This window comes from Brevibacterium gallinarum, assembly GCF_014836885.1.
Classification (GTDB): Bacteria; Actinomycetota; Actinomycetes; order Actinomycetales; family Brevibacteriaceae; genus Brevibacterium; species Brevibacterium gallinarum.
This window is the reverse complement of the sequence record NZ_JACSPY010000006.1, coordinates 158,670-181,242: the sequence shown is the minus strand read 5'-3', so window position 1 is coordinate 181,242 and position 22,573 is coordinate 158,670. Positions and strand designations below refer to the sequence as shown.

Sequence of the window (22,573 nt, the reverse complement as noted above, 5' to 3'; positions counted from 1 at the left end):
CCGCATGGTTCTTGTGCATCGCGCCCAGCAGGCATTTCGCTCCGCCCGGTCCCGCACCCAGCATCTCGTGCGGGAGGCGAAGGAGAACCCCAAGACGCTCGCTGCGGCGATGAACGTGTGGCCGGTGTTCCGCGGCTCAGGTGTGCGGGTGCGTCACATCGCCCCGGACTGGTCATCGGCCCGCGTCGAGCTGCATCAGGGCAAGCTGAACATGAACTACGTCGGCACGCACTTCGGCGGGACGCTGTTTGCCATGAGCGACCCGTTCTGGATGATCCTCATGCTCCGCCGTCTCGGCCCGGACTACATCGTGTGGGACAAAGCCGGCGAGATCGACTTCAAGAGCCCCGGCCGCGGCACCGTCACCACCGAGATCCGCCTCGACGACGCCGCCGTCGAGGCGATGCGCGCCGAAGCCGACGCTGAGGGCAAGTCGCTCATGTGGTTCGAGAACGACATCGTCGACGCCTCCGGCACGGTGGTCGCGACCGTGCGCAAGCAGCTCTACGCGCGCCCGAAGAACCGCTGACCGCCCTCTTTCCCAGGAGTCCCATGTCCCGTCTGCATGTCATCGCCCTCGGCGGCACGATCGCCGCAACGAACTCCGGTGCTGATGCCTCGGCAGGGGTCAGCCCATCGGTGAGCGCAAGCGAGATCGCCGCTGCCGCCGGACTCGACACGCTGCCCGGCGGGGCACCGGAGGTGACCTTCGATCAGGTCGCGCAGGTCGGCTCGGGCAGCATCACGCTGGGCATGCTCGATGCGGTCGTCGCATCCGCCCGGCAGGCCCGCGCCGAGGGAGCCCGCGGGGTCGTCCTCACCCAGGGCACCGACACGCTGGCCGACTCCGCGTTCGTCCTCGCCCTCATCAACGACTCCGGCCTGCCGATCATCGCCACCGGCGCGATGCGCAACCCGACCCTGCCCGGCGCCGACGGCCCAGCCAACGTCCGCGCCGCAGCGCTGACCGCCCTCGACCCGCGGCTGACCGGCCTGCCGAGCCTGCTCGTCTTCGCCGATGAGATCCACAGCCCGCTGACCGTTGCGAAGACGCACACCACCTCGGTCGCGGCCTTCGCCTCACCGTCGACCGGGCCGCTGGGCTGGGTGAGCGAGGACCGCGTCGTCCTCCAGCAGATGCCCGCCACCCTGCCCGGCACGCTCACCGTGCCCGAGGCAGGCGGCACCGATGCTGACCGGGAGACGCCCGAGACGCCGGGTTATCAGCCGGAGGGTACCAGTCCGGAGGGTACCGGGCCGGAGGGTACCGGTCCGCGCGTCCCGCACGTCCCGCGGGTCGCGCTGGTCGGCGTCGGCTTCGACGACGACCTCGCCTACCTCGCAGGGCTGCCGGCGGCCGGATATGCCGGTGCGGTCATCGCCGGGCTCGGCGGCGGGCACGTCTCGACCCGTGCCGTCGAGGCAGTCGCGCAGCTGGCCGGGCAGATGCCGGTGGTGCTGGCCAGCCGCACCGGAGCCGGGGCGGTGCTCGAGCGCACCTACGGCTACCCGGGAGCCGAGATCGACCTGCTCTCCCGCGGCCTCATCCCGGCCGGGACGCTGGACGCCGACCGGGCTCGGCTGCTGCTCATCCTCGCGCTGCGCGCCGGAGTGCCGGCAGAGAAGCTGCCCGAGGTCTTCGCCGCGTTCCGCGGCTGACCCCGGGCAGTCCCGTGCAGCTGGGATTCAGCTGGTTCAGTCGGCGACCTTGATGATGGTCTTGCCGAAGTTCTTGCCGTTGAGCATCCCGATGAAGGTCTCCGGGGCGTTCTCCAGGCCCTCGGTGACGTCCTCGCGGTAGCTGATCCTGCCCTCGGAGACCCACTGGCCCATCTCGCGCAGGAAGTCGCTGTACATGTCACGCACGAACTCCAGCTGGATGAAGCCGCGCAGCGTCAGGCTCTTGGTGAGCACATTTGCCATGAGCGCAGCCGAGCGGTCCGGGCCCTCGGGGGCTTCGGTGAGGTTGTAGTTGGCGATGAGGCCGCACACCGGCACGCGGGCGTAGGTGTTCAGCCGCGGCAGCACGGCATCCCACACATGTCCGCCGACGTTTTCGAAGTACACGTCGATGCCCTCGGGGACGGCTTCCTTCAGCCGGCCGCGCAGATCCGGCTCCTTGTGATCGAGTGCCACGTCGAAGCCGAGCTCCTTGAGGTATTCGACCTTCTGCGGCCCGCCGGCGATGCCGACGGCGCGGCAGCCCTTGATCTTGGCGATCTGCCCGACCGCCGAGCCGACCGGGCCGCTGGCTGCGGCGACGGCCACGGTCTCACCTTCCGTGGGTTTGCCGATGGCCAGCAGGCCGGAGTAGGCGGTGAAGCCGGTCATGCCGAGGATCCCGAGGTAGGCGCTGGCCGGGGCGACGGACTCGTCGACGGCGAAGGCCTCCTTGGCGGTCGTGAGGCTGTACTCCTGCCAGCCGCCGTAGTTCTGCACCAGGTCACCGACCTTGAGGTTCGGGTCATGGGATTCGACGACCTCGCCGACGGTGCCGCCGATGATGACGTCGCCGATCTCCAGCGGGGCGGCGTAGGACTTGGCATCGGACATCCGCCCGCGCATGTACGGGTCGAGTGAGAGGTAGCGGGTGCGCACGAGCGCCTGCCCCTCACCGGGGGTCGGGACTTCGCCCTCGGCGAACTGGAAGTCGTCTGCGACGGGCTCGCCGTGCGGGCGGCGGGCTAGGCGGATGCTGCGGTTGACGGTCATGGGTTCTCCTTTGCTGCGCTCGGCTGTCCTGCACTCGCGGAAATTTAGCTATCGAACGTCTGTTCAACACTCTAACGGGCGTTCCGGCCGGCGTCGAGAGGCCAGGGCGTGACGTCTGACCTGCTAGCGTCGAGATCATGACGAGTCCTGCCGCCCCGCGCACTGATGCCGAGATCCCAGCCTTCATCGGCGGCCTCGGTCTGCCCGGTCTGGCTGACATCCACATCCACTTCCTGCCCGAGCGGATGCTGGAGAAGGTGTGGGCGGTCTTCGACAACGCCGGCGAGGTCTACGGCCAGGACTGGCCGATCACCTACCGCTTCGACGCCGCCACCCGGCTTTCGATCGCGCGCAGCTTCGGGATCCCGGCGATCCCGGCGCTGACGTACCCGCACAAGCCGGGGATGGCCGCCTGGCTCAACGGCTGGAACACCGACTTCGCTGCCGCTCATGACGATGTCATCCACTGCGGCACCCTCTACCCGGAGCCCGGTGTCGGCGACTACGTCCAGGCCGCCCTCGATGCTGGGGCCAGGCTGTTCAAGATGCATGTGCAGGTCGGTGACTACGCCCCGGACTCCGCGCTGCTGGACCCGGCCTGGGAGGCACTGGCCGCAGCCAGGGTGCCGGTCGTCATCCATGTGGGCTCCGGCCCGCGGCCGGGCACCTATACGGGCCCGGAGCATATGCGGCAGGTGCTGCGCAACTTCCCGCAGCTCACGGCGGTCATCGCGCATATGGGGATGCCGGAGTATCACGAGTTCGCCGACCTGGCAGAGGAGTTCGACAACGTCCATCTCGATACGACGATGTTCGCCACCGACTTCGCCAACCGGCTCGCACCCTTCGACGACCGCTACGTCGGACGGCTGGCGGAGCTGCGTGAGCGGGTTGTGCTCGGTTCGGACTTCCCGAACATCCCGTATCCGTATGCCCATCAGCTCGAGGCTCTCGTGCGGCTGGGCCTTGGGGAGGAGTGGCTGCGCACGGTGCTGTGGGACAACGGCGCCCGCCTGCTCGGCCTGCCGGCCCGCACACAGACCCGCCCGTGAACGCGGTTATGCCTGCTGTGGGCCGGTGGCGGCGCGCAGCAGCTGCCATTCCTCCTGCATCCACGGGCTGAACATGAACGGCACGCCGGCCACAGCGGCGTCGAGATCTTCGGGTTCGACCCAGTCGTATTCGGCGACTTCGTCAGCGGCCGGGTCGAGGTCGCCGGTGAGCACGGCGGTGAAGACCGGGCAGATCTCGTTCTCCACCATGCCCGAGGCGTCGGTCGCCCGGTAGCGGTAGGCCGGCAGCACTGTGGTGAGGTCACCCAGCCGGCAGCCGAGCTCTTCGGCGGCACGCCGGTGCACGGCGGCAGCGAGCGGTTCGCCAGGCCCGGGGTGCCCGCAGAGGGCGTTGGTCCACACGCCCGGCCAGGTCTTCTTGCTCAGGGCGCGGCGGGTCAGCAGCACCCGGCCGGCGGTGTCGAAGACGAAGCAGGAGAACGCCTGGTGCAGCGGCGTGTCAGCGGTGTGCACAGTGGCTTTGTCTGCGGCGCCGAGTGCGGCACCGTCATCAGAGACGAGCACCACCTGCTCGACCGGGCCCTGCCCGGCTTCCGCACCGGCAGCGCCCTCTCCGCCGTTCGCTCCGTCGCCGTTCGCTTCATCGCCGCGTGTTCCAGCGGCACTCGGATGATCCCCGTTCGCTCCATCGCCCCGCGCCTCATCTGCGCCGGCGGCGACAATCCGGGCGACGATGTCGACGAGCGCACTGTCCCGCCACGGGGCTGCGGCGATCTGCACACTGGCAGGGAACTGCGCCGTGACCTGCCCGTCAGCACCGGGCAGCAGCCGCGGAAGCGCATCGATGGGCACGCTCATCGCCGGCCAGCCGAGCACGTTGAACAGCTGCGTGTAGGCCCGGAACGCCCAGCGCACGCCCTGGTCGGCAGCCTCCCACGGCACCGGCTGGCAGCCCATCGTCGGGGTGAGGATGACATCGACCCGGGCGAACACCTCGGCTGCGGCAGCGCGCAGCTCCGCACAGTCGGCCTTCGCGCGCTCATAGTCAGCAGCGCTGACCGTCTGATCGTGTTCGATGTTCGCCCGCACCTGCGGCTGATAGTCGCGGCGGCCGGCCTCCCAGGCCGGGCGGTGGATGAGCCAGCTCTCCCGGGCGCGCACGGTCGAGTAGCTCTGGGCCATCGCGGGGAGGTCGAAGACGCCGGTGAGGTCGACGAGCTCGATCTGCCACCCCTCGGCGGCTGCGGCCGCGCAGCGCTGCTCCAGCCACGGCCGCACGCGGGCCTCGAACCATGTGCGGTCATGGGCGATGCCGTCGCCGGGGTGCGCCCCGGCACCTAGGTCGTCGGCGGCGAAGACGCCGATCCGCAGCACGCGGCGCCCCTCATCGGAGGCGAGGCCCTGCAGTCGCTGGTCCCCCACCTCGGCGGCGGGCACCGTGGCCTGCCCGGGCACCGGGCCGGGGCAGGCTGCGGCGAACCGGGGCCACAGGGTGGCAAGCTCAGCCGGGGTGCGGGTGAAGAGGCCGATGGTGTCGAAGCTGTCTGACAGCGGGGCGACGCCGGCGGTCGGGAGCCGGCCGAGCGTCGGTTTGAAGCCGACGATGCCCGCACACGCGGCCGGCACGCGCACGGATCCGGCCGTGTCGGTGCCGAGGGCTGTGGGCACGATGCCGGCGGCGACGGCGAGCGCGGAGCCGTAGCTGGAGCCCCCGGTGGTATAGCCGGGCCAGATCGGGTTGACGCCGCGGCCGTGCGTGCTCTCCTCACCCATGATGCCGTAGGAGTGCTCCTGGCAGGTCGTCTTGGCCACCGGCACCATGCCGAGGCGCTCGCACAGTTCGATGACCGCCGCCGAGGCGGTGGCCGGCTCCTCGGGTCGGACGTGGGAGCCCATCGTGGTGAGGGAGCCGGCGATGTCGATGACGTCCTTGACCGCGATCGGCATGCCGGCAGCGCGCGGGTCGACCGGGAGGGTCTCGACGATGGCGTTGAGGTCGCGGCCGATCGTCTCGCACGCCGCCAGCGCCTGAGCGACGGTGAGGGCGCGGATGGGCTGGCCGGCGGTGGTGCCACGGGGGTTGTCCATAGTCCATTCGTACAGCATCTGCAGCCTGAGTGGGCGCTCATCCGGTGGGGAGTATGCGCCGCTTGACATGCTTTATACCCCCTAGGGTATTATTTTCCGTGTACGAGACCCCGAGGCTGCCTCAGCGGCAGCACAGGAAGGAGGCACACCATGTGCCGACCAGTGCGCTGCAAAGTGTGCGAGAAGACGACGTGGGCCGGCTGCGGCCAGCACATCTCCCAGGTCAAGGCCCAGGTGCCGTCCGGGCAGTGGTGCAACGGCAAGCACACCCAGGCCGAGAAGGAGGCCGCGAGCGCCAAGAGCGGCGGCGGGTTCTTCGCCCGCCTCTTCGGCCGCTGAGCCGCAGGAGTTCGGCCGCTGAGCCGCAGCAGCTGAGCGCGACCGGGCTCAGGCCAGGGAGAGGAACATCTTCTCCAGTTCGCGCACGTCGACATCGGCTCCGCCTTCGGCGATGCAGTGGTGGAGCGTGTCGGCGATGATCGCGAATCCGGCGCGGTCGACTGCTGAGGAGACGGCGGCGAGCTGGTTGATGACATCCTGGCATTCGTTGCCCTCTTCGACCATCCGGATGACGGCCGCGAGCTGACCGTTGGCCCGCTTGAGCCGGTTGATCGCCGGCTTGAGCGTCTCAGTGTTGACCTGCATCGTGTCCTCCTCCCAACGCCACGGCGGCGCCTGTCTGAAGTCATCTTACTGGCTTCTGCAGGCGCCGCCGCTGTTGTCTGCACGACCGCATCGGAGGCGGGGCCGGGCAGCAGTGCTGTGCGTCAGGAACCGCCCCCGGTGGAGCCGGGGTCCTGTTCGCCGGGATTCTGGTTGTCGATGTCCTGGTCGTCGGGATCCTGATCGTCGGGGTCCTGGCCGTCGGCGTCCCCACGGTCGCTGAGATCACCGGAGGTGCTCCTCCGCAGGTAGTCGACGGAGATCGCACCGCTGGTGCTGCGGATGCTGATCGGCACGACCTTCTTGCCGTGGTCATCGCGGATGGTGTCGATGCTGACACTTGCCGTGCCGTTGCCTGCGGTGTTGACCATGTAGCCATCTGCCTCAACGCCGGCGACGTCGGCCAGGCGCGGCACGTGCAGGTCGATCGAGCCGAAGCTGGTGGCCAGGTCGATGCCGTTGGCCGGCACGCCCTCGGTGCTGAGTGCGATGTCGATGCTGCCGGCATCGGTGAGGGCAGTGAGCTGATCGGTGACGGTGAGGCCCTCCCCGTTGATGACGCCGAGCTCAGCGGTGGCGTTGACGATCTCGTGGCGGCCGCTGAGATCGACAGCTCCGGTCTTCGTCTCCACCGTCAGCTCACGGGTGGTGAGGTTCTCGGTTTCGATCGCGCCGAGGTCGCTGAAGGCGCGCACCTGATCGAACCGTCCGGCGATGTACACCGCCGACACCTGCGAGCGGGCTTCGAGCTGCATCTGCGCGGCTACCTCCTCGGGCACCTCTACGTCGACACGCAGGTCACCGGCCGGCCCGAAAGTGCCTCCGGCCACGCGGGAGACGGAGAGCACCGTGCGGCCATCGGCGTCCTCTTCGATCGTGAGACCGGGATGACGCTTGGTGCCGTTGTACTCCAGGTCCACCTTGGCCTCGGTGGCGACGGTCGTGCTGATGTCGACGACGCCGGTGGGGACGTCGACGACCAGGCCGGCGGCACTCGGAGTGAAGGACTCGCTCGTTTCGTAGTGGCGGATCTGCAGGGCCTGGGCGAACATCGTCCCGCCGACTGACAGCGGCAGCAGGACGGCCAGGGCCGCGACGATCGCGATGACTGCGCGGATCCCGGTGCGGGTACCGGAGGTCACGCGCTCGGGCCGGAAGGCGGTCTCCGGGTTCGAACGCACCTGCCTGGCGCCGGGCTGTCCTGGCTGGTAGGGCCCTGTCTGCTGCGGCCCTGCCTGGTGCGGCCCTGCCTGCTGGGGTCCCATCTGGTGGGGTCCCGGCTGCTGGTAGGGCTGCTGGGGTCCCGGCTGCGCGTGCGGGCCGCCCGGCTGGTTGGAGCTCTGGTGCGGGTTCTGGTTGGAGTTGTGGTGTGGGTTCTGCGGGAATGACATGGCGGGTACCTCCTAGGCCCCGAGGAACCGCAGCACGGCAAGGACGCGGCGGTTCTCTGATGTGTCGGCCATGAGACCGAATTTCGTGAAGATCGAGCTGATGTGCTTCTCGACAGCACCAGCGCTGAGGTAGAGACTGCCGGCGATCGCGGAGTTCGACTTGCCCTCGGCCATGAGCTGGAGGACCTCGCGCTCCCGGGCGGTGAGGTCGGACAGACCGTCCTGCTTGCGGGTGCGCACGAGGATCTGGCTGACGACCTCGGGGTCGAGCACGGTGCCTCCGCCTGCGACTTCTGAGACGGCCGCGAGGAAGTCCTCGACATCGGCCACGCGGTCCTTGAGCAGATAGCCGAACCCGCCGGAGTTATCGGCGATGAGGTCGCGGGCGTAGCGCTCCTCGACGTACTGGGAGAGGACGATGACACCGACCTCGGGGTTCTGCGAGCGCACGAGCACGGCAGCCCGGATCCCCTCATCGGTGAAGGTCGGCGGCATCCGCACATCGACGATCGCCAGATCCGGCGGCCCGTCCGGGGACAGGGCGGCAGTGTTGATCGCAGCGAGGAACTCGTTGGCGTCCCCGACGGCTGCCACGATCTCGTGTCCGGCATCCGTCAGCAGCCTGACGAGGCCCTCCCGCAGCAGCACGGCGTCTTCGGCGATGATTATGCGCATGGCACCTCCACAACAAGGGTCGTCGGGCCGCCGACCGGGCTGGTCAGGGCCCATGTGCCGCGTGCTGCGGTCACACGGTCGGCCAACCCGGCCAGCCCCGACCCGACCGCCGGGTCGACGCGGGCGCCGCCGCGGCCGTTGTCGCTGACGCTGATGTGCAGCCGGCCGTCGCGCACGTGGATGCCGACGCGAGCCTCAGTGGCCAGCGAGTGCTTGCTCACGTTCGTCAGCGCCTCAGCGACGACGAAGTAGGCCACCGCCTCTGCTTCGCTGCTCACCCTCGTCGGGGGCACCGGACCGGTGGCACCGGCGAGCTGGACGGCAGAGTGATCGACGAGGTCGACGGTGACACGGACCGGGACGGCGCAGCGGGCGGCCAGGGCCGAGACGGCTGCGTCGAGGCCGCGGTCGCTGAGCACGGCCGGGTGGATGCCGCGGGCGAGCTGGCGCAGCTCGGTGATCGCCGCCTTCGACTCAGCGTGCGCCTCGGTCAGCAGCGCCTTGGCCGCCTCGGGATCGGTGTCCATCTTGGCCTTGGCCATCCCAAGCTTCATCGACGTCGCCACGAGCATCGGCTGCACGCCGTCGTGGAGGTCGCGTTCGATGCGCAGCCGCTCGCTCGTCGCGGCGTCGACGGCTCCGGCGCGCGCCCGGTCGAGGGTCTTGACCTCAGCGCGCAGCGCCTCGGTGCGCGTCGGAGGCAGCAGAGCACGGTCGAGCGCACGGTCCGGGTAGGGGCTCAGCAGCAGGATGAGGACGGTGGAGATGACGGCAGCCAGGGCGATGAGGCCGCTGCCGAGGCGGGAGAACTCGCCCACCTGCCCGGCGAGGAACTCAGGGTTGAGCGCCGCAGCGGCGAGCAGTCCGGCGAAGGTCAGGCCGACCGCGGCGAGCCCGCAGACGAAACCGCCGTAGATCACCTTGATGTAGTGGTGGGCGGTCGAGCGCCAGAAGCTGGGGGACTTGAACACCAGCCACTGGTTGTGCATGAACCGGCTGAAGCCCGGCGCATAGGCCGACTCGGGTGTCGGGGCTGAGGCGATGCCGTCACCGTAGATCGCCTCGGCGCGGAAGCGTTCGACGCGGTTGATCCCGCGCTGCAGCAGGAACCACAGGAACAGGGCGATGAGTCCGAGCCCGAGTGCGAACAGGCCGCTGAGACCGACGAAGAGCACGGCGATCGGCAGCCACAGCCATGCGACCGCGAGCACGCCGGAGACGACGACGTTGGCGATGCCGAAGAAGCCGGGGTAGCCCTTGCGCCACTTCCGCTCGGTCAGCTCGGCAGCCGTCGGTGCCGGGGCCGGGGTCTCTGCCGCACCCGGGACAGGTGCCGGGGGTGCCGGCGGGGTGCTTCCTGCGCCTGCTGCCGTGCCCGAGGCGGTGGCCGCCTCGGACGCATCAGCGGGGTCAGCCTGGCTGGCTGCGTCGACGTAGTCAGCCTGGCTGGCTGCGTCGGCTCGACCAGCCTGGCTGACTGTGTCAGCCTGGTCAGCCCGGTCGGCCCCGTCGGACCCCTCAGGCGGAATGACCGCAGTGGGGGCGGGAGCGCCGGGTTCAGAGGGTGTGCTCGATGTGCCCTGCGGCAGGGGAATGGTCGGACGCACAGCGTCTTCCTCTGCCTTGTCTGGGCCGGGTGTGGTGTTCATAGCTTCACTGTATTGTCGCTGCGACCCTGCCGGACATGGAGCCAACCATCCTCCCAAGTCGGGTTTTCCCCACTCGGTCTCCCCCACCTCGGCGCCGGCCCACCGGCCATGTCAGATGCCGCCGGGACTGATGACCCGGCCCTCGAGCGCACCGGGCTGGGCACGGGCGTGATTGGGGTACTTGACGGCGTCGTGGTGGGTGACGACGAGGGTCGAGTAGATGACGACGATGAGGGTGGAGACGAGCAGCTGGACCATCGACCCGCCGTCGAGGCTGTTGGGCAGCAGCAGATTGAAGGCGGCCAGAGCGTAGAACACGACGTTGCCGACGATGTGCAGGGCGATCGCGGCCTCCAGCCCGCCGGTCGCCCAGGTGACGAACCCGGCACCGAGGGCGAAGATCGCAATGTCGACCTGGCTGACGATCCCGTAGTTCTGCCCGACGATGAGCAGCGGCAGCGGCAGCAGGATCGGCCAGACCGGGTGCGCCAGCCACGAGCCGATCATCTGCCCGAGGATTCCGCGGAAGACGAGCTCCTCGCCTGCGGCCTGCATCGGCACGAGCAGCAGGGTGATGACGATGAGGATGAAGCCGTTGTGATCCGGCCACCGGAAGTGGTCGTGGGCGACCGGGTCGAAAATCATGAGCAGTGAGGTGATCGGCACCGTGATGAGCACCGCGAGCAAGAAGCTGCGGCCGAACAGCCGCCACCTGAACCGGCCCTCGACCGAATACAGGGTGCCCAGCGGACGGCCGGAGACGTTCATCGCCAGCAGGCACGCGGGGATGAGAGCGATGGTGACGAGCACGGTGAAGAACAGCGAGACCGGGCTGGCCAAGAGCGGGGCGCCCTCCCGGCGAGCCGGATCGAAGAGGCTCGGGGCGAAGTGCTCCGAAAGCAGGATCACCGGGGTGATGATGAGGCTGGAGAAGAGCAGGAAGTACACGATCGTCAGCACCCCGACGAGCAGCGGGCGCCACCAGCGGATGTGCGGATACGTCTCGGCCATCCGGAAGTAGCGGAACACCGGCGCTTTGGCCGGATCGTAGTAGGGAGGCTGATGGATCTTGCGCATGCGGCCCGTCGCCTCTCCCTTCTGGCAGGTGGTCACTCGACACAGACACGGACAGCCGGCACCGAGGCGTGGCACGGCGAGTTCTCGGGTCGGGCTCGTAGAGTTCCTCATATGAATAGTAGCCGTTCTGCGGACTCGCCCCGCCACCCGGCAGCCACCGGCTCCCGCCCTGCCGTCCGGGCGCCCCAGCCGCTGCGCTCGCGCACCCGGACCATGGTGCTGTTCTGGCTGGCGGCAGTCTCCGGGGTCATGATGTGCGCGGCCTATCACTGGCTGCAGCTGAATTCCGGTGCCGCGCTCGGCCGGGCCATCCAGCCGGGCATCCCGAGCGTGCACCTCATCGTCGACGTCAGTCTCGGCACGCTCGCCCTCGCGATGCTGCCGGCCGCCATCCAGCACGACCCGATGGAGCGCGAGGAGTCCTATGTCGGACCGCCCTCGGCACTCGTGGCCGGTCTGGTGGTGCTGTGCGTCTGGATGGTCTCGGTGCTTGCCGCCCCGGCCGGTGCGGTGGTGCTCATCTCGATCGCGGCGCGCCTGTCGGCGAACTGGACGATCCCGGCCTTCTGCGCCTCACTGCTGTCGATCATCGTCTTCCAGCTCGCCCTCGCCCAGGCCGATGCCTCCCCGCTCTTCGCCCTCGGGGCAGTGCTGCTGACGATCACCCTCATCGCCATGGGCAGCATCCGCGGTGTCGTGCTGCGCCGCCAGGAGCGCGCCGAGCTGCAGCGTCAGTCATAAAAGGCGCGTCACTGCCTGCTCGGTCCGCCCAGCGGAAAAGTTAGAAAAGTTATTCATGGTTCACGACCGTTTTACCGTGAATAACTTTTCTAACTTTCTGGCTCCGGGGCTTTCGCACGGTCAGCCGGTGGGTTTGTCCGGCAGCCCGCTGGCGTGCGAGCCGCCTGCCGGTTCTTCTGACGCGGCCTCGGCTTCCTCACCCTCGTCGTCCTCATCGCCGTTCTTCGTCCAGCCGAGGATGAAAGCGAGTACGAAGATCGCGATGCCGCCGAGGGTGACGACGATGGCGTAGGGCCAGGTGAATCCGGCGATGATGAGCAGCGGTGCCGCAATCGTCATGCCGATCTCGAACGGCGAGTAGCCGACGTAGGCGACGCCGAACTCCTCGATCGTCTTCGACTTCATCTCCGGGTCGACGATCTTGAGCAGCGCGATCGCAGTGGCGACCGAGGCGGTCGACCAGCCCCAGCCGAAGATGCCGCGCTCGATCCACTGTTCGCCGAACATCGCCGGGCTGACGAAGCGGAAGATGATGAAGCAGTACACGAACCCGAAGACCATGAGGATGATGAGCGGGATTGCGTAGTCGGCGACGATCGCCGGGACGATCGAGGCGACGCCGAAGGCCACGAGGAAGTCGGTGGCGGAGCCGGAGACAGCCGATACGGTGTCCTGATCGACGTACTTCTTGCCGTTGGTCACCTCCAGGATCCCGCGGCCGGCCATGCCGACGACGAAGGCGAGCGCGAACAGCGGGATGCTGACCTCGGGGAACAGTGCGGTCACGCCCTGCTGCAGACCGTAGGCGCCGAGCACCGTCATGCCGATGACGGAGACGTGCATGGCCAGCGGCTCGAGTGACGACGGTGAGGAGGTGGCGTGCCCGATGGCCGGGCGCTGGCCGATGATCGAGATGAGGCCGGTGCGCAGCTCCTCGGGCAGTTCGGAGGTGTCGCCGATCTCGGCGGTGCGCCCGGTCTTGGCACCCCATTTGGCCATGATGATCCCGCCGATGATCGCCACGAGTGTGCCGATCGTCGCGGACGTGAAGCCGAGTGTCATCGCCGCTTCCTGGCCGCTGTCCTCCAGGCTGCCGCCGATCGCGGCAGCCGTGCCGAAGCCGCCGACCCAGCCGACGGGCAGCATGAGCCCGAACCAGTCGGGGGTGTCGAAGAGAAAGGCGAGCACGATGAGGCCGAAGAGCACTGCCGCACCCCACTGCAGGACGTACATGCCGGTGGAGAAGGACCACATCGCCCGGGCTCCCTTGAGCACCCGGCCGGAGAACTCCATGCTGTAGGGCATCGCACCGAAGACGACGGCGATGAGGATCGTCGAGTAGGTGCCGAGCTGGTCGCTGAAGGGCAGCCAGCCGAGCACCGCGGGCCCGAAGATGAGGCCGAGGATGCCGGCGGTGATCGCCGAGGGGATGAGCAGGCTCTGCACCGGGCGGGTGTAGGCGCGGATGATCTTGCCGATGAGCAGCAGCGCCGAGATGAGGCCGATGTCCACGATCAGGGTGTAGGGGGTGTACTCCATCAGGGTCCTCCTGGCCGTGTGCGTCGCTGCCGGGGCGAGGCGCTCTCGACCCGGGTGCCGGGAACCCCGGCCCACCCCGATCGATCCAGCCCACCAGGAGAGCTGAGTGTTCCCTGTGAACAGCCTATCGCGCGGGACTGCCGATAGATAGCCCCTTCGCACCGCGACCACCGCCGCCATGAGCGCAAGTGCCCTTGTGCCCCCGCTGGCCGTCCGGGAATGCGACAGGCGCCGGCCGACCGCGCGGTCAGCCGGCGCCTGAACTCCGGGGCAGTCACGTCACTACGGGAAGGCCGCCAAGAGGAGGTCCCCGCGGGGACCTCCACTGCAGGGGCGCCCCCGCGGTGATGTCGCCGTGTCAGAGGATCTCGATCATTTCGGGGCCATGCGGATGGCACCGTCGAGGCGGATCGTCTCGCCGTTGAGCATCGGGTTGGCGACGATCGATTCGACGAGCTGGGCGTACTCGGCCGGCTGGCCGAGGCGCGCCGGGTGCGGGACCGAGGCGGCCAGCGAGTCCTGCGCGGCCTGCGGCAGCCCGGCCATCATCGGGGTCATGAAGATGCCCGGGGCGATGGTGACCACGCGGATGAGCGAGCTGGCCAGCTCACGCGCCATCGGCAGGGTGACGGCGTGCACGCCGCCCTTGGAGGCGGAGTAGGCGATCTGGCCGATCTGGCCGTCGAAGGCTGCGACTGAGGCGGTGTTGATGATGACGCCGCGCTCCTCACCGTCGGGCTCCTGCTGCTGCATGGCCGCAGCGGCGAGCCGGCAGACGTTGACGGTGCCGACGAGGTTGATGTTGATGACCTTGGCGAAGTCGTCGAGACCCAGCGGGCCGCGCTTGCTCACGAGCTTGCCGGGGGTGGCCACGCCGGCGCAGTTGACGACGATGCGCAGGTTCCCGAGCGAGGTGGCCAGGTCGACGGCCTGCTGGACATCGTCTTCGCTGGTGACATCGGCTGCGACGAAGTGGGCCCTGTCGCCGAGCTCCTGCGCGGCGGCCTCACCTGCCTCGGCGTTGAGGTCGAGCAGGACGACGGTGGCGCCTGCGCCGAGCAGGCGCTCGGCAGTCGCGCGGCCGAGACCGGAGACACCTCCGGTGACGAGGGCGACGGCGTTGTTGAGTTCCATTGCGGTGTGATTCCTTTCACTCACGGGGCACGCTGAGCACTATACCGACCACCTGGCGGCGTCCTGTACGGCGGTCCCGGCACGGTTCTCCCGCCGGCATCCACCGCGTCCACCGGCAGACCCTCAATAGGGCGGCACGCCCTGAGAAGGGCGGTCAGCCCTCAGAAGGTCAGCAGCTGCCGGTCTTCGAGGTGGCCGAGTTCGTTTCCGGTGAGCATGACCGCCCGGTCGGTGGCGAAGCGCACCCGGGTGATCCCGGCATGGGCGGGACGGAAGAGGAAGTCGGCTTCGAGTCCGTATTCCTCAGCGAGGAAGGCATTGATGACCCCGCCGTGGCAGGCGATGGCGATCGCCTGCGGGTGCGGCACCGGCTCGCCGCTGCGCTCGGCTGCCTCCCGCGCCCGTACCGCGCTGCCCGGCTCGGGCAGGTGCTGGCGCGCCAGCTCCCAGATCGCCGTGTGCACCCGGGTGCGGAACGCCTGCGAGCCCTCGCCCAGCGGCAGGGCATCCCACTTGCGCGTGCGCGCCATCGTCTCCGCCGCCTCGGCCGCGGCCTGCTGCCCGACGGCCTGTTCGAAGCTGAGGTGGGCGGGCACCTGCTGGAAGATCCCCACCTCGGCCAGCCGCTCGTCGGTGCCGACGCCGAGGCGGTGGCGGGCTGCGATCGCCGCCGCCGTGTCATGGGCGCGGGCGAGCTGGGAGGCGTAGACCGCCGTGATCGGGCGGGTGGCCAGGGCGTCCGCGGCGGCCTCTGCCTGGGCGCGGCCGGTGGCCGACAGCGGCGGGTCGTAGGAGGCGGCTTCCGGGGCGTCGGGTCCGGGCCGGGTCTGCTGGCCGTGGCGGATGAGGAACACGTCGAGGCAGTCGGTGCCGCGGGTCAGCAGTGCGGCACCAAGCGTGCGGCCGAGGAAGCTGCTCATCGGCTGCCGGTGATGAGGTCGAGGCCGGCGAGGGCGAGCTCCTCGACGCCCTGCCCGGCCTGCTCGGGATCGAATCCGGTGTCGCCCATCTGGCCCTTGAGGATGCGGGTGTAGACGCCTTCGGAGATGCAGGCGAGCTTCCACAGCGCGAACCCGGCGTAGTAGTCGACGTGGGCGGCTTCCCGGCCGGCGGTTTCCTCGTAGCGGGCGATGAGCGCGGACTTCTCCGGGAAGCCCTCGGCGACGCTCGGGACCCAGATGTGGGTGAGGTTCGGGTCTGAGTACAGCATCGCCACCAGGTAGCCGAGGTCGGTGACGACTTCGCCGATGGCCGAGAGCTCCCAGTCGACGACCGCAGCGATCTCACCGGCAGGAGTGAAGATCGCGTTGTTGGGCTTGAAGTCGCCGTGGACGAGGCCGACGGCAGCCTGGGAGTCATCGGGCATGCGGGCGACGAGTTCGGCGTGGACTTCGCGGATGGCCGGCAGGTCGCGGGTGGTGATCGCCTCGTACTGGCCCAGCCAGCGGCGCAGCTGGCGTTCGACGAACCCGCCGGGCCGGCGCAGATCGCCCAATCCGACGGCGTCGATGTCGACGCGGTGGATGGCCGCGAGTGAGTCGACGAGGTTGAAGGCGGTCTGCCGGCGCTGGCCAGCGGGGATGCGGGCGAGGTCGGCAGGCGTGTTGAGGGGGAAGCCGGGGCAGTGGTCCATGAAGACGAAGGGGACGTCGAGGACGTTGGCGTCGTCGACGATGTCCAAGACGTTGACGACCGGCACGTCGGTGTCCTTCAGGGCGGCCATGATGCGGCCTTCGCGGGCGACGTTGTGGGCGCTGCCGCCGGTGTGGCCCAGCGGCGGGCGGCGCAGCACCCAGCGGGGCTCGCCGTCGCACCGGACCGTGTAGGTGAGGTTCGACCGGCCGACCGACATGACCTCATAGCTGAGCCTGCCGGGGTCAGCACCGTGGTGCTCGGCGATCCACGCACCGACTCGCTCGGCGTCGATGCCTGCCGGGACTCCGCTGCGCGCCGCCGGCTGCTGTTCCGTGTCGACCACCCTAAACCTCCTTGTGAACAAACGTTCGTCTGCATTCAAAATATGGAGGCCGGGTCGCCGCTGTCAAGACGCCCTCCCGCACGCCGGCAACGGCCGGTGACCGCCGCCTCGGCGCGGCAGCCGGCTGTCGCCTCGGGCACGGGAGCCAGCTGTCGCCTCGGGCACGGATGACGGAATTGAGCGATTGCTCGATAGAATGCCCGCTAGACTGAAAGCGGGCCACGACGAGGTGCGCCGCCCCGGCTGCCGCCTGCGCCGCCTGGCCCCCGCGAATCGAGACACGTCAGGAGCCAGCATGCGATCGTCCAACGGCAGGTCCGTCATCCTCACCGCCGCCCGCAACACCTTCGCCAAGAAGGGCTTCGACGGCGCCTCGATCCGCGACATCGCCCAGGAGGCGGATCTGAGCCTGTCGGCACTGTACTACTACTTCCCCTCGAAGCAGGACGCCCTCTTCGAGCTCATCCGCTCGGCGTTCGCCGGCTACATCGAGACCGCCACCCGCGTCATCGCCGACGCCGGGGACGATCCGATCGACCAGACCGCCGCTGTCATCCGGCTGCTCGTGCGCTACCGGGCGCACAACCAGCTCATCTCCCGGGTCGTCGTCCGCGATGCCGAACGCCTGGACGCGGAGAAGTTCGAGGTCATCCACGAACAGCAGCGCGCCTCCCGCGCGGTGCTCAACGACCGGATCGCAGCCGGCCAGGCAGCCGGGGTGTTCGACGTCGACGATGCTGAGCTGGCCGGCCGCGCGGTGCTCTCGATCTGCAACTCGATCGCCCTGTGGTACCGCGCGGACGGGCCGATCAGTGTGGCCGATCTCGAGCGCAGCTACCTGCTGTACTGCCTGCGGCTGCTCGGCCACTCCCCCGATGAGGCCGAGCTCGACCGGCTGATGGAACATCCCCTGGCTGTGGCCGAGGAGCTCGACTTCATCGCCCAGCCCGCCGACTGAACCGGCCGCCTGTCCGCATATGGACTGCCGGATCGGCCACCCGACCGGGCCGTTTTCCCTGCGTTGGGGCACTCAGGCTGACCTGAGTGAAACATGAGTGCCGACATGTAGATAATGGGAACATGTCCCGGATCACATGCCCCATTCTGGCCCAGCGAGTGACGAGCGCTGCCGAGGCCGCGGCCCACATCAGCAACGGCGACAACGTCGCCATGAGCGGCTTCACCGGCTCCGGCTATCCCAAAGCCGTCCCCGGTGCACTCGCCGAGCAGATCGAGAAGGCCCACGCCGCCGGCGACGAGTTCAGCATCGGACTGCTCACCGGCGCCTCGACCTCACATGAGCTCGACGGTGTGCTCGCCGAATCCAAGGGCGTGCACCTGCGAGCGCCGTTCAACACGGACCCGGACATGCGCGCGGGCATCAACTCCGGAGAGGTCGAATACGTCGACACCCACCTGAGCCACCTGGCCCAGCAGGTGTGGTTCGGCTTCTACGGCAACCTCGATGTCGCCGTTGTCGAGGTCGCGGCGGTGCTGTCCAACGGGCTGCTCGTGCCGTCCTCCTCGATCGGCAATGACAAGACCTGGCTCGACCTGGCCGACAAGGTCATCATCGAAGTCAACTCCTGGCACCCGCGGGCCTTCGAGGGCTTCCACGACGTCTACTACGGCACCAAGCTGCCCCCGCACCGCAACCCCATCCAGATCCTGGAGCCCACCCAGCGGATCGGCGATCCGTACCTGCGCGTCGACCCGGACAAGGTCGTCGCCGTCGTCGAGACCGACGCCCCGGACCGCGACAACACCTTCGCCCCGGTCGATGCCAAGTCCGAGGCGATGGCAGGGTATCTCATCGACTTCCTGCGCCATGAGGTCAAGGCCGGGCGGATGCCGAAGAACCTGCTGCCGATCCAGTCCGGCGTCGGCAACGTCGCCAATGCCGTGCTCGAAGGCCTGGCCGACTCCGAGTTCGAGCATCTGCACTCCTACACCGAGGTGATGCAGGACAACCTGCTCAAGCTCATCGACACCGGGAAGATGGATTCGGTCTCGGCGACCGCGTTCAGCCTCTCACGCGAGGTGGCCGAGAAGTTCAACGCCAACGCTGAGTCGTACAAGGGCAAGATCCTGCTGCGCACCCAGGAGATGTCGAACCATCCGGAGATCATCCGCCGGCTCGGGGTCATCGCGATCAACGGGATGGTCGAGGCCGATATCTACGGCAACGTCAACTCCACCCATGTGCTCGGCGCGAAGATGATCAACGGCATCGGCGGCTCCGGCGACTTCGCCCGCAACGCCTTCCTCAACTTCTTCGTCTCACCCTCGACCGCCAAGGACGGAGCGATCTCGTCGATCGTGCCGATGGCCTCGCATGTCGACCACACCGAACACGACGTCCACGTCGTCATCACCGAGAACGGCATCGCCGATCTGCGCGGGGCCGCTCCGCGCCGGCGCGCGAAGAGGATCATCGACAACTGCGCCCACCCGGACTACCGCGAGCGCCTGCACGACTACTTCGACCGGGCCTGGGCCGCCTCCGAGGGCGCACGCCACACTCCGCACCTGCTCGATGAGGCGCTGAGCTGGCACCGCAATCTGCGCGACACCGGCCGCATGTGAGGCGGGAACCGCCTTCGAACCGGTGAGCGGCACCTCGGGAGCGGTGACCGGCGCCTCGGGAGCGGTTGTGCCAGTCTCGACACACAGCTGGACAGCAGCGCGGAATCGGGCCACGGCTCGGATACGATCGAAGCGACAGTGAGCCATCCGGCTCATCCCCGCCGATTTCGCAGGGAGGGACCATGAGTCAGCACGATCAGCCGATGCGCGACGGGCGTCGCCCGCCGCCGCCGATCGTCGGCGCGCAGGTGCCCTCCAGCGGGGTCAGCACTCCGCCGCATCCTGGTTTCAGCGCGGCAACCCCACCGCACCATGGGGGCCGAGTCCCCAGCGCACCAACAGGAGGACCATCCATGGCCGACACCCCGTCCCAGCCCGGCGGCTCACCCCAGCCGTACGGCCAGCCCGCCGGCAGCCAGCCCGGCGGCTCCCACTCCGCCCAGCCCGGTTACGGCTCCCAGCCCGGCGCGCAGCCGCAGGCCGGCGCGCAGCCGCAGTCCGGTTACGGCTCTCAGCCCGGCGGCCCGGTCGCCCAGCAGCCCGGCCAGGGTCCCAGCTCCGCCTACGGCGCCCAGTCCTACGGCGGCCCGCAGCCCGGCGCCGGCTACGGCGGCACACCGCAGAAGTCCTACATCCTCACATGGGTCTTCGCCCAGTTCCTCGGCGGCTGGGGCGTCGACCACTTCTACCTCGGCAGGATCGGCACCGGCGTGGCCAAGCTGCTGACCGGCGGCGGCCTGGGCATCTGGGCGATCATCGACGTCTTCCTCACGATCTTCGGCAAGCGCACCGACTCCGAGGGCCGGCCGCTCGAAGGCTACGAAGAGCACCGGAAGGTCACGATGATCGTCTCGATCATCCTCATCGCACTCGGCGTGCTGTCGACGATCGCCTGGATCATCATCGTCATCGCTGCGGCAGCATCAGCGCCGGCCATGTACAACAGCTGATCACCCGGCTGCAGTGAGCCCCTCACCGCAGCCACCGCAGCGCACTGCGGCCGGGCGGGTGCAATTCCCGTCCCGGCCGCAGTGCGCTTCGCCCCTGTCCGCAGTGCGCTTCGTCCCCCCTGTCCGCCGTGCGCTTCAGCCCCTGTCCGCCGCCAGGTGCGGCGATTAGAATGACCGGCATGAGTATTCCAAGCTGCAGCATCACCGAGATCCCCGAGGGTGCCAACATCCTCGATGTCCGCGAAGACGATGAGTTCGCCGCCGGCCATATCGACGGCGCCCAGCACATCAGGCTCTCCGACCTGCCGGTGCGCTATGGCGAGGTGCCGATGGACGAGGACGTCTACGTCATCTGCCGCTCCGGCGGACGCTCGCGCACCGCGACGGAGTGGCTGAACAAGAACGGCTTCGACGCCATCAACGTCAACGGCGGCATGGGGGCCTGGCACCTCGACAACGGCCGTCCGATCGTCGGCGACACCGACGCAGAACCGCACGTCAAGTGACCACCCGCGGCGGCAAGCCGACTTGCCGCCCAATCACCGCCTCGGGCGCGGCGTTCTCACCAACTGGGACGCCGCGCCCGCGCTGTCTCGGCCAGCTGGCCGCATGGCGAGATGATTCAGCTTTCGACTACGTTTCGGCGCGGGGCTCTGAGAAAGTGTGTCTATGAATGTTCGTGCAGGAGAACCCGCAGCTGAGTCGGATCTGGTCTCGATCCCCGATCTGCTCGATGACTACCACGACATCGTCCCTGATCCGAGTGATCCCGCCCAGCGGGTGAGCTTCGGGACGTCGGGGCATCGGGGCAGCTCGAGTGCCGGGTCGTTCAACGAAGCGCACATCGCCGCGATCACGGCTGCGATCGTCGAGTACCGTCGGGAGCAGGGCTACACCGGTCCGCTCTACCTGGCCCGGGACACCCATGCGCTGTCGGAGCCGGCGCTGCTGACGACCCTGGAGGTGCTCTCGGCCGCCGAGGTGCCGACGATGATCGATGAGCGCGACGGCTACACCCCCACCCCGGTGCTCTCGCACGCGATCCTCAAGCACAACGCCTCGCGCGGCAGCGCGCAGGGCCTGGCCGACGGCATCGTCATCACGCCTTCGCACAACCCACCCTCGGACGGCGGCTTCAAGTACAACCCGCCGCACGGCGGGCCGGCCGGCTCATCGGTGACCACCTGGATCGAGAACCGGGCGAACGAACTGCTCGAAGCCGGCTGGGAGAAGATCCCCCGGCAGGCGTTCCAGCGGGCCTTCCACCTCGATGAGACGATGAACTTCGACTTCACCTCCAGCTATGTCGACGACCTGGAGAAGGTCATCGACGTCGCTGCGATCCGCGGCTCCGGGCTGCACATCGGCGCCGACCCGATGGGCGGAGCGGCCGCGGACTACTGGCCGATCATCGCCGAGCGCCTCGACCTCAACATCGACGTCGTCAACGCCGAGGTCGACCCGACGTGGTCGTTCATGACGCTGGACTGGGACGGCAAGATCCGGATGGACTGCTCCTCGCCGCACGCGATGGCCTCGCTCATCGCCAACCGGAACCGGTTCGACATCGCCACCGGCAATGACGCCGACGCCGACCGGCACGGCATCGTGACCCCGGATGCCGGACTCATGAACCCCAACCACTACCTCGCCGCCGCCGTCGACTACCTCTTCACCCACCGGCCGGACTGGCCGAAGGACGCGAAGATCGGCAAGACCGCGGTGACCAGCGGCATCATCGACCGGATCGCCGCTGCCCGCGGCCGGGAGCTGTATGAGGTGCCGGTGGGCTTCAAGTACTTCGTGTCCGGACTGCTCGACGGCAGTGTGGGCTTCGGCGGAGAGGAGTCGGCAGGCGCCTCGTTCCTCGCCTTCGACGGCAGCGCCTGGACGACCGACAAGGACGGGATGCTGCTGTGCCTGCTGGCTGCTGAGATGACCGCAGTGACCGGCAAGACGCCCTCGCAGCTGTATGCCGGGCTGGCCGCCGAGCACGGTGAGAGCGCCTACGCCCGCATCGACGCTGCGGCCACCCGCGAGCAGAAGGCCGCGCTCAAGCAGCTCAGCCCCGCGCAGGTCAGTGCCGATACGCTCGCCGGTGAGCCGATCACCGCCAAGCTCACCGAGGCTCCCGGTGATGGCGAGGCACTCGGCGGGCTCAAGGTGACAACCGAGAGCGCCTGGTTCGCCGCGCGCCCATCAGGCACCGAGGATGTCTACAAGATCTACGCCGAGTCGTTCAGGGGCACCGAGCACCTCGCCGAGGTCCAGGCTGAGGCGAAGGCTGTCGTCGACGGGGTCATCGGATCACAGCCCTGAGATCGCCCGTGCACAGCGCAGACGTCCGCCTTGTCTGCAGCACTGACCGTGATATCTG

21 protein-coding genes are annotated in these 22,573 nt (G+C 68.8%); 10 read left to right on the top strand and 11 right to left on the bottom strand.

What is annotated here, in order from left to right:
- Window positions 1–4: 4 nt before the first annotated feature.
- Both H9634_RS08115 and H9634_RS08110 read left to right on the top strand, forming a co-directional pair.
- Window positions 5–529 carry a DUF4442 domain-containing protein gene (locus H9634_RS08115; RefSeq protein WP_225210720.1) on the top strand — a complete coding sequence of 175 codons (525 nt, stop codon included), beginning with the start codon at window positions 5–7 and terminating at the stop codon, window positions 527–529.
- Between the two features lie 23 nt (window positions 530–552).
- Complete coding sequence (locus tag H9634_RS08110) at window positions 553–1,659, top strand: asparaginase domain-containing protein (RefSeq protein WP_191726189.1); 1,107 nt, start codon at window positions 553–555, stop codon at window positions 1,657–1,659.
- A 36-nt stretch (window positions 1,660–1,695) separates the two neighbouring features.
- On the opposite strand, the gene H9634_RS08105 is transcribed toward H9634_RS08110, so the two are convergent.
- Window positions 1,696–2,712 (bottom strand): NADP-dependent oxidoreductase, encoded by a 1,017-nt coding sequence (locus H9634_RS08105; RefSeq protein WP_191726188.1) that lies wholly within the window; start codon window positions 2,710–2,712, stop codon window positions 1,696–1,698.
- Between the two features lie 137 nt (window positions 2,713–2,849).
- Between H9634_RS08105 and H9634_RS08100 the strand changes: the two genes are divergently transcribed.
- Window positions 2,850–3,764, top strand: a complete 915-nt coding sequence (locus H9634_RS08100; protein ID WP_191726187.1) for an amidohydrolase family protein — start codon at window positions 2,850–2,852, stop codon at window positions 3,762–3,764.
- A gap of 6 nt (window positions 3,765–3,770) precedes the next feature.
- Here the strand turns inward: H9634_RS08100 and idi are convergent, their stop codons facing one another.
- Complete coding sequence (gene idi, locus H9634_RS14485) at window positions 3,771–5,813, bottom strand: isopentenyl-diphosphate Delta-isomerase (protein WP_404801679.1); 2,043 nt, start codon at window positions 5,811–5,813, stop codon at window positions 3,771–3,773.
- 150 nt (window positions 5,814–5,963) lie between these two features.
- Here idi and H9634_RS08090 point away from each other — a divergent pair, with 150 nt between their 5' ends.
- The gene (locus H9634_RS08090) at window positions 5,964–6,152 is read left to right on the top strand and encodes a hypothetical protein (RefSeq protein ID WP_165884383.1); all 189 of its coding nucleotides are present in this window, start codon (window positions 5,964–5,966) and stop codon (window positions 6,150–6,152) included.
- A 48-nt stretch (window positions 6,153–6,200) separates the two neighbouring features.
- Here the strand turns inward: H9634_RS08090 and H9634_RS08085 are convergent, their stop codons facing one another.
- The 5 genes from H9634_RS08085 to H9634_RS08065 all read right to left on the bottom strand — a co-directional run bounded on the left by H9634_RS08085 (window position 6,201) and on the right by H9634_RS08065 (window position 11,268).
- Window positions 6,201–6,458 carry a metal-sensitive transcriptional regulator gene (locus tag H9634_RS08085; protein ID WP_175293320.1) on the bottom strand — a complete coding sequence of 86 codons (258 nt, stop codon included), beginning with the start codon at window positions 6,456–6,458 and terminating at the stop codon, window positions 6,201–6,203.
- 122 nt (window positions 6,459–6,580) lie between these two features.
- On the bottom strand, window positions 6,581–7,867 hold the full coding sequence (locus tag H9634_RS08080; RefSeq protein WP_191726186.1) for a DUF4097 family beta strand repeat-containing protein: 1,287 nt from the start codon (window positions 7,865–7,867) through the stop codon (window positions 6,581–6,583).
- 12 nt (window positions 7,868–7,879) lie between these two features.
- Complete coding sequence (locus tag H9634_RS08075; protein ID WP_191726185.1) at window positions 7,880–8,542, bottom strand: response regulator transcription factor; 663 nt, start codon at window positions 8,540–8,542, stop codon at window positions 7,880–7,882.
- Window positions 8,533–10,191, bottom strand: a complete 1,659-nt coding sequence (locus H9634_RS08070; RefSeq protein WP_191726184.1) for a sensor histidine kinase — start codon at window positions 10,189–10,191, stop codon at window positions 8,533–8,535. The genes H9634_RS08075 and H9634_RS08070 overlap by 10 nt, the downstream gene beginning before the upstream one ends.
- Before the next feature lie 111 nt (window positions 10,192–10,302).
- Window positions 10,303–11,268, bottom strand: a complete 966-nt coding sequence (locus tag H9634_RS08065; RefSeq protein WP_191726183.1) for a CPBP family glutamic-type intramembrane protease — start codon at window positions 11,266–11,268, stop codon at window positions 10,303–10,305.
- 111 nt (window positions 11,269–11,379) lie between these two features.
- Here H9634_RS08065 and H9634_RS08060 point away from each other — a divergent pair, with 111 nt between their 5' ends.
- Window positions 11,380–12,009: a hypothetical protein gene (locus tag H9634_RS08060; protein ID WP_225210719.1), complete on the top strand. Its 630-nt coding sequence runs from the start codon at window positions 11,380–11,382 to the stop codon at window positions 12,007–12,009.
- A 120-nt stretch (window positions 12,010–12,129) separates the two neighbouring features.
- Here the strand turns inward: H9634_RS08060 and H9634_RS08055 are convergent, their stop codons facing one another.
- The 4 genes from H9634_RS08055 to H9634_RS08040 form a co-directional block, all read right to left on the bottom strand.
- A complete protein-coding gene (locus H9634_RS08055; RefSeq protein WP_191726182.1) occupies window positions 12,130–13,548 on the bottom strand; it encodes a sodium/glutamate symporter in 1,419 nt (472 codons plus the stop codon).
- Between the two features lie 372 nt (window positions 13,549–13,920).
- Window positions 13,921–14,682 (bottom strand): 3-hydroxyacyl-CoA dehydrogenase, encoded by a 762-nt coding sequence (locus H9634_RS08050; RefSeq protein ID WP_175293325.1) that lies wholly within the window; start codon window positions 14,680–14,682, stop codon window positions 13,921–13,923.
- A gap of 161 nt (window positions 14,683–14,843) precedes the next feature.
- The gene (locus H9634_RS08045) at window positions 14,844–15,602 is read right to left on the bottom strand and encodes a histidine phosphatase family protein (RefSeq protein WP_191726181.1); all 759 of its coding nucleotides are present in this window, start codon (window positions 15,600–15,602) and stop codon (window positions 14,844–14,846) included.
- The gene (locus H9634_RS08040) at window positions 15,599–16,660 is read right to left on the bottom strand and encodes a phosphotransferase family protein (protein ID WP_318245043.1); all 1,062 of its coding nucleotides are present in this window, start codon (window positions 16,658–16,660) and stop codon (window positions 15,599–15,601) included. The genes H9634_RS08045 and H9634_RS08040 overlap by 4 nt, the downstream gene beginning before the upstream one ends.
- Before the next feature lie 295 nt (window positions 16,661–16,955).
- On the opposite strand from H9634_RS08040, the gene H9634_RS08035 reads away from it, so the two are divergent.
- The 5 genes from H9634_RS08035 (at window position 16,956) to pgm (ending at window position 22,515) form a co-directional block, all read left to right on the top strand.
- On the top strand, window positions 16,956–17,618 hold the full coding sequence (locus tag H9634_RS08035) for a TetR family transcriptional regulator (RefSeq protein ID WP_191726180.1): 663 nt from the start codon (window positions 16,956–16,958) through the stop codon (window positions 17,616–17,618).
- A 122-nt stretch (window positions 17,619–17,740) separates the two neighbouring features.
- Window positions 17,741–19,246, top strand: coding sequence for an acetyl-CoA hydrolase/transferase family protein (locus tag H9634_RS08030; RefSeq protein ID WP_191726179.1), 1,506 nt, complete (start codon window positions 17,741–17,743; stop codon window positions 19,244–19,246).
- Between the two features lie 353 nt (window positions 19,247–19,599).
- Window positions 19,600–20,196, top strand: coding sequence for a TM2 domain-containing protein (locus tag H9634_RS08025; RefSeq protein WP_191726178.1), 597 nt, complete (start codon window positions 19,600–19,602; stop codon window positions 20,194–20,196).
- 179 nt (window positions 20,197–20,375) lie between these two features.
- A complete protein-coding gene (locus tag H9634_RS08020; protein ID WP_170274853.1) occupies window positions 20,376–20,702 on the top strand; it encodes a rhodanese-like domain-containing protein in 327 nt (108 codons plus the stop codon).
- Between the two features lie 163 nt (window positions 20,703–20,865).
- Window positions 20,866–22,515, top strand: a complete 1,650-nt coding sequence (pgm, locus tag H9634_RS08015; protein WP_191726177.1) for a phosphoglucomutase (alpha-D-glucose-1,6-bisphosphate-dependent) — start codon at window positions 20,866–20,868, stop codon at window positions 22,513–22,515.
- The last annotated feature ends 58 nt before the right edge of the window (window positions 22,516–22,573 follow it).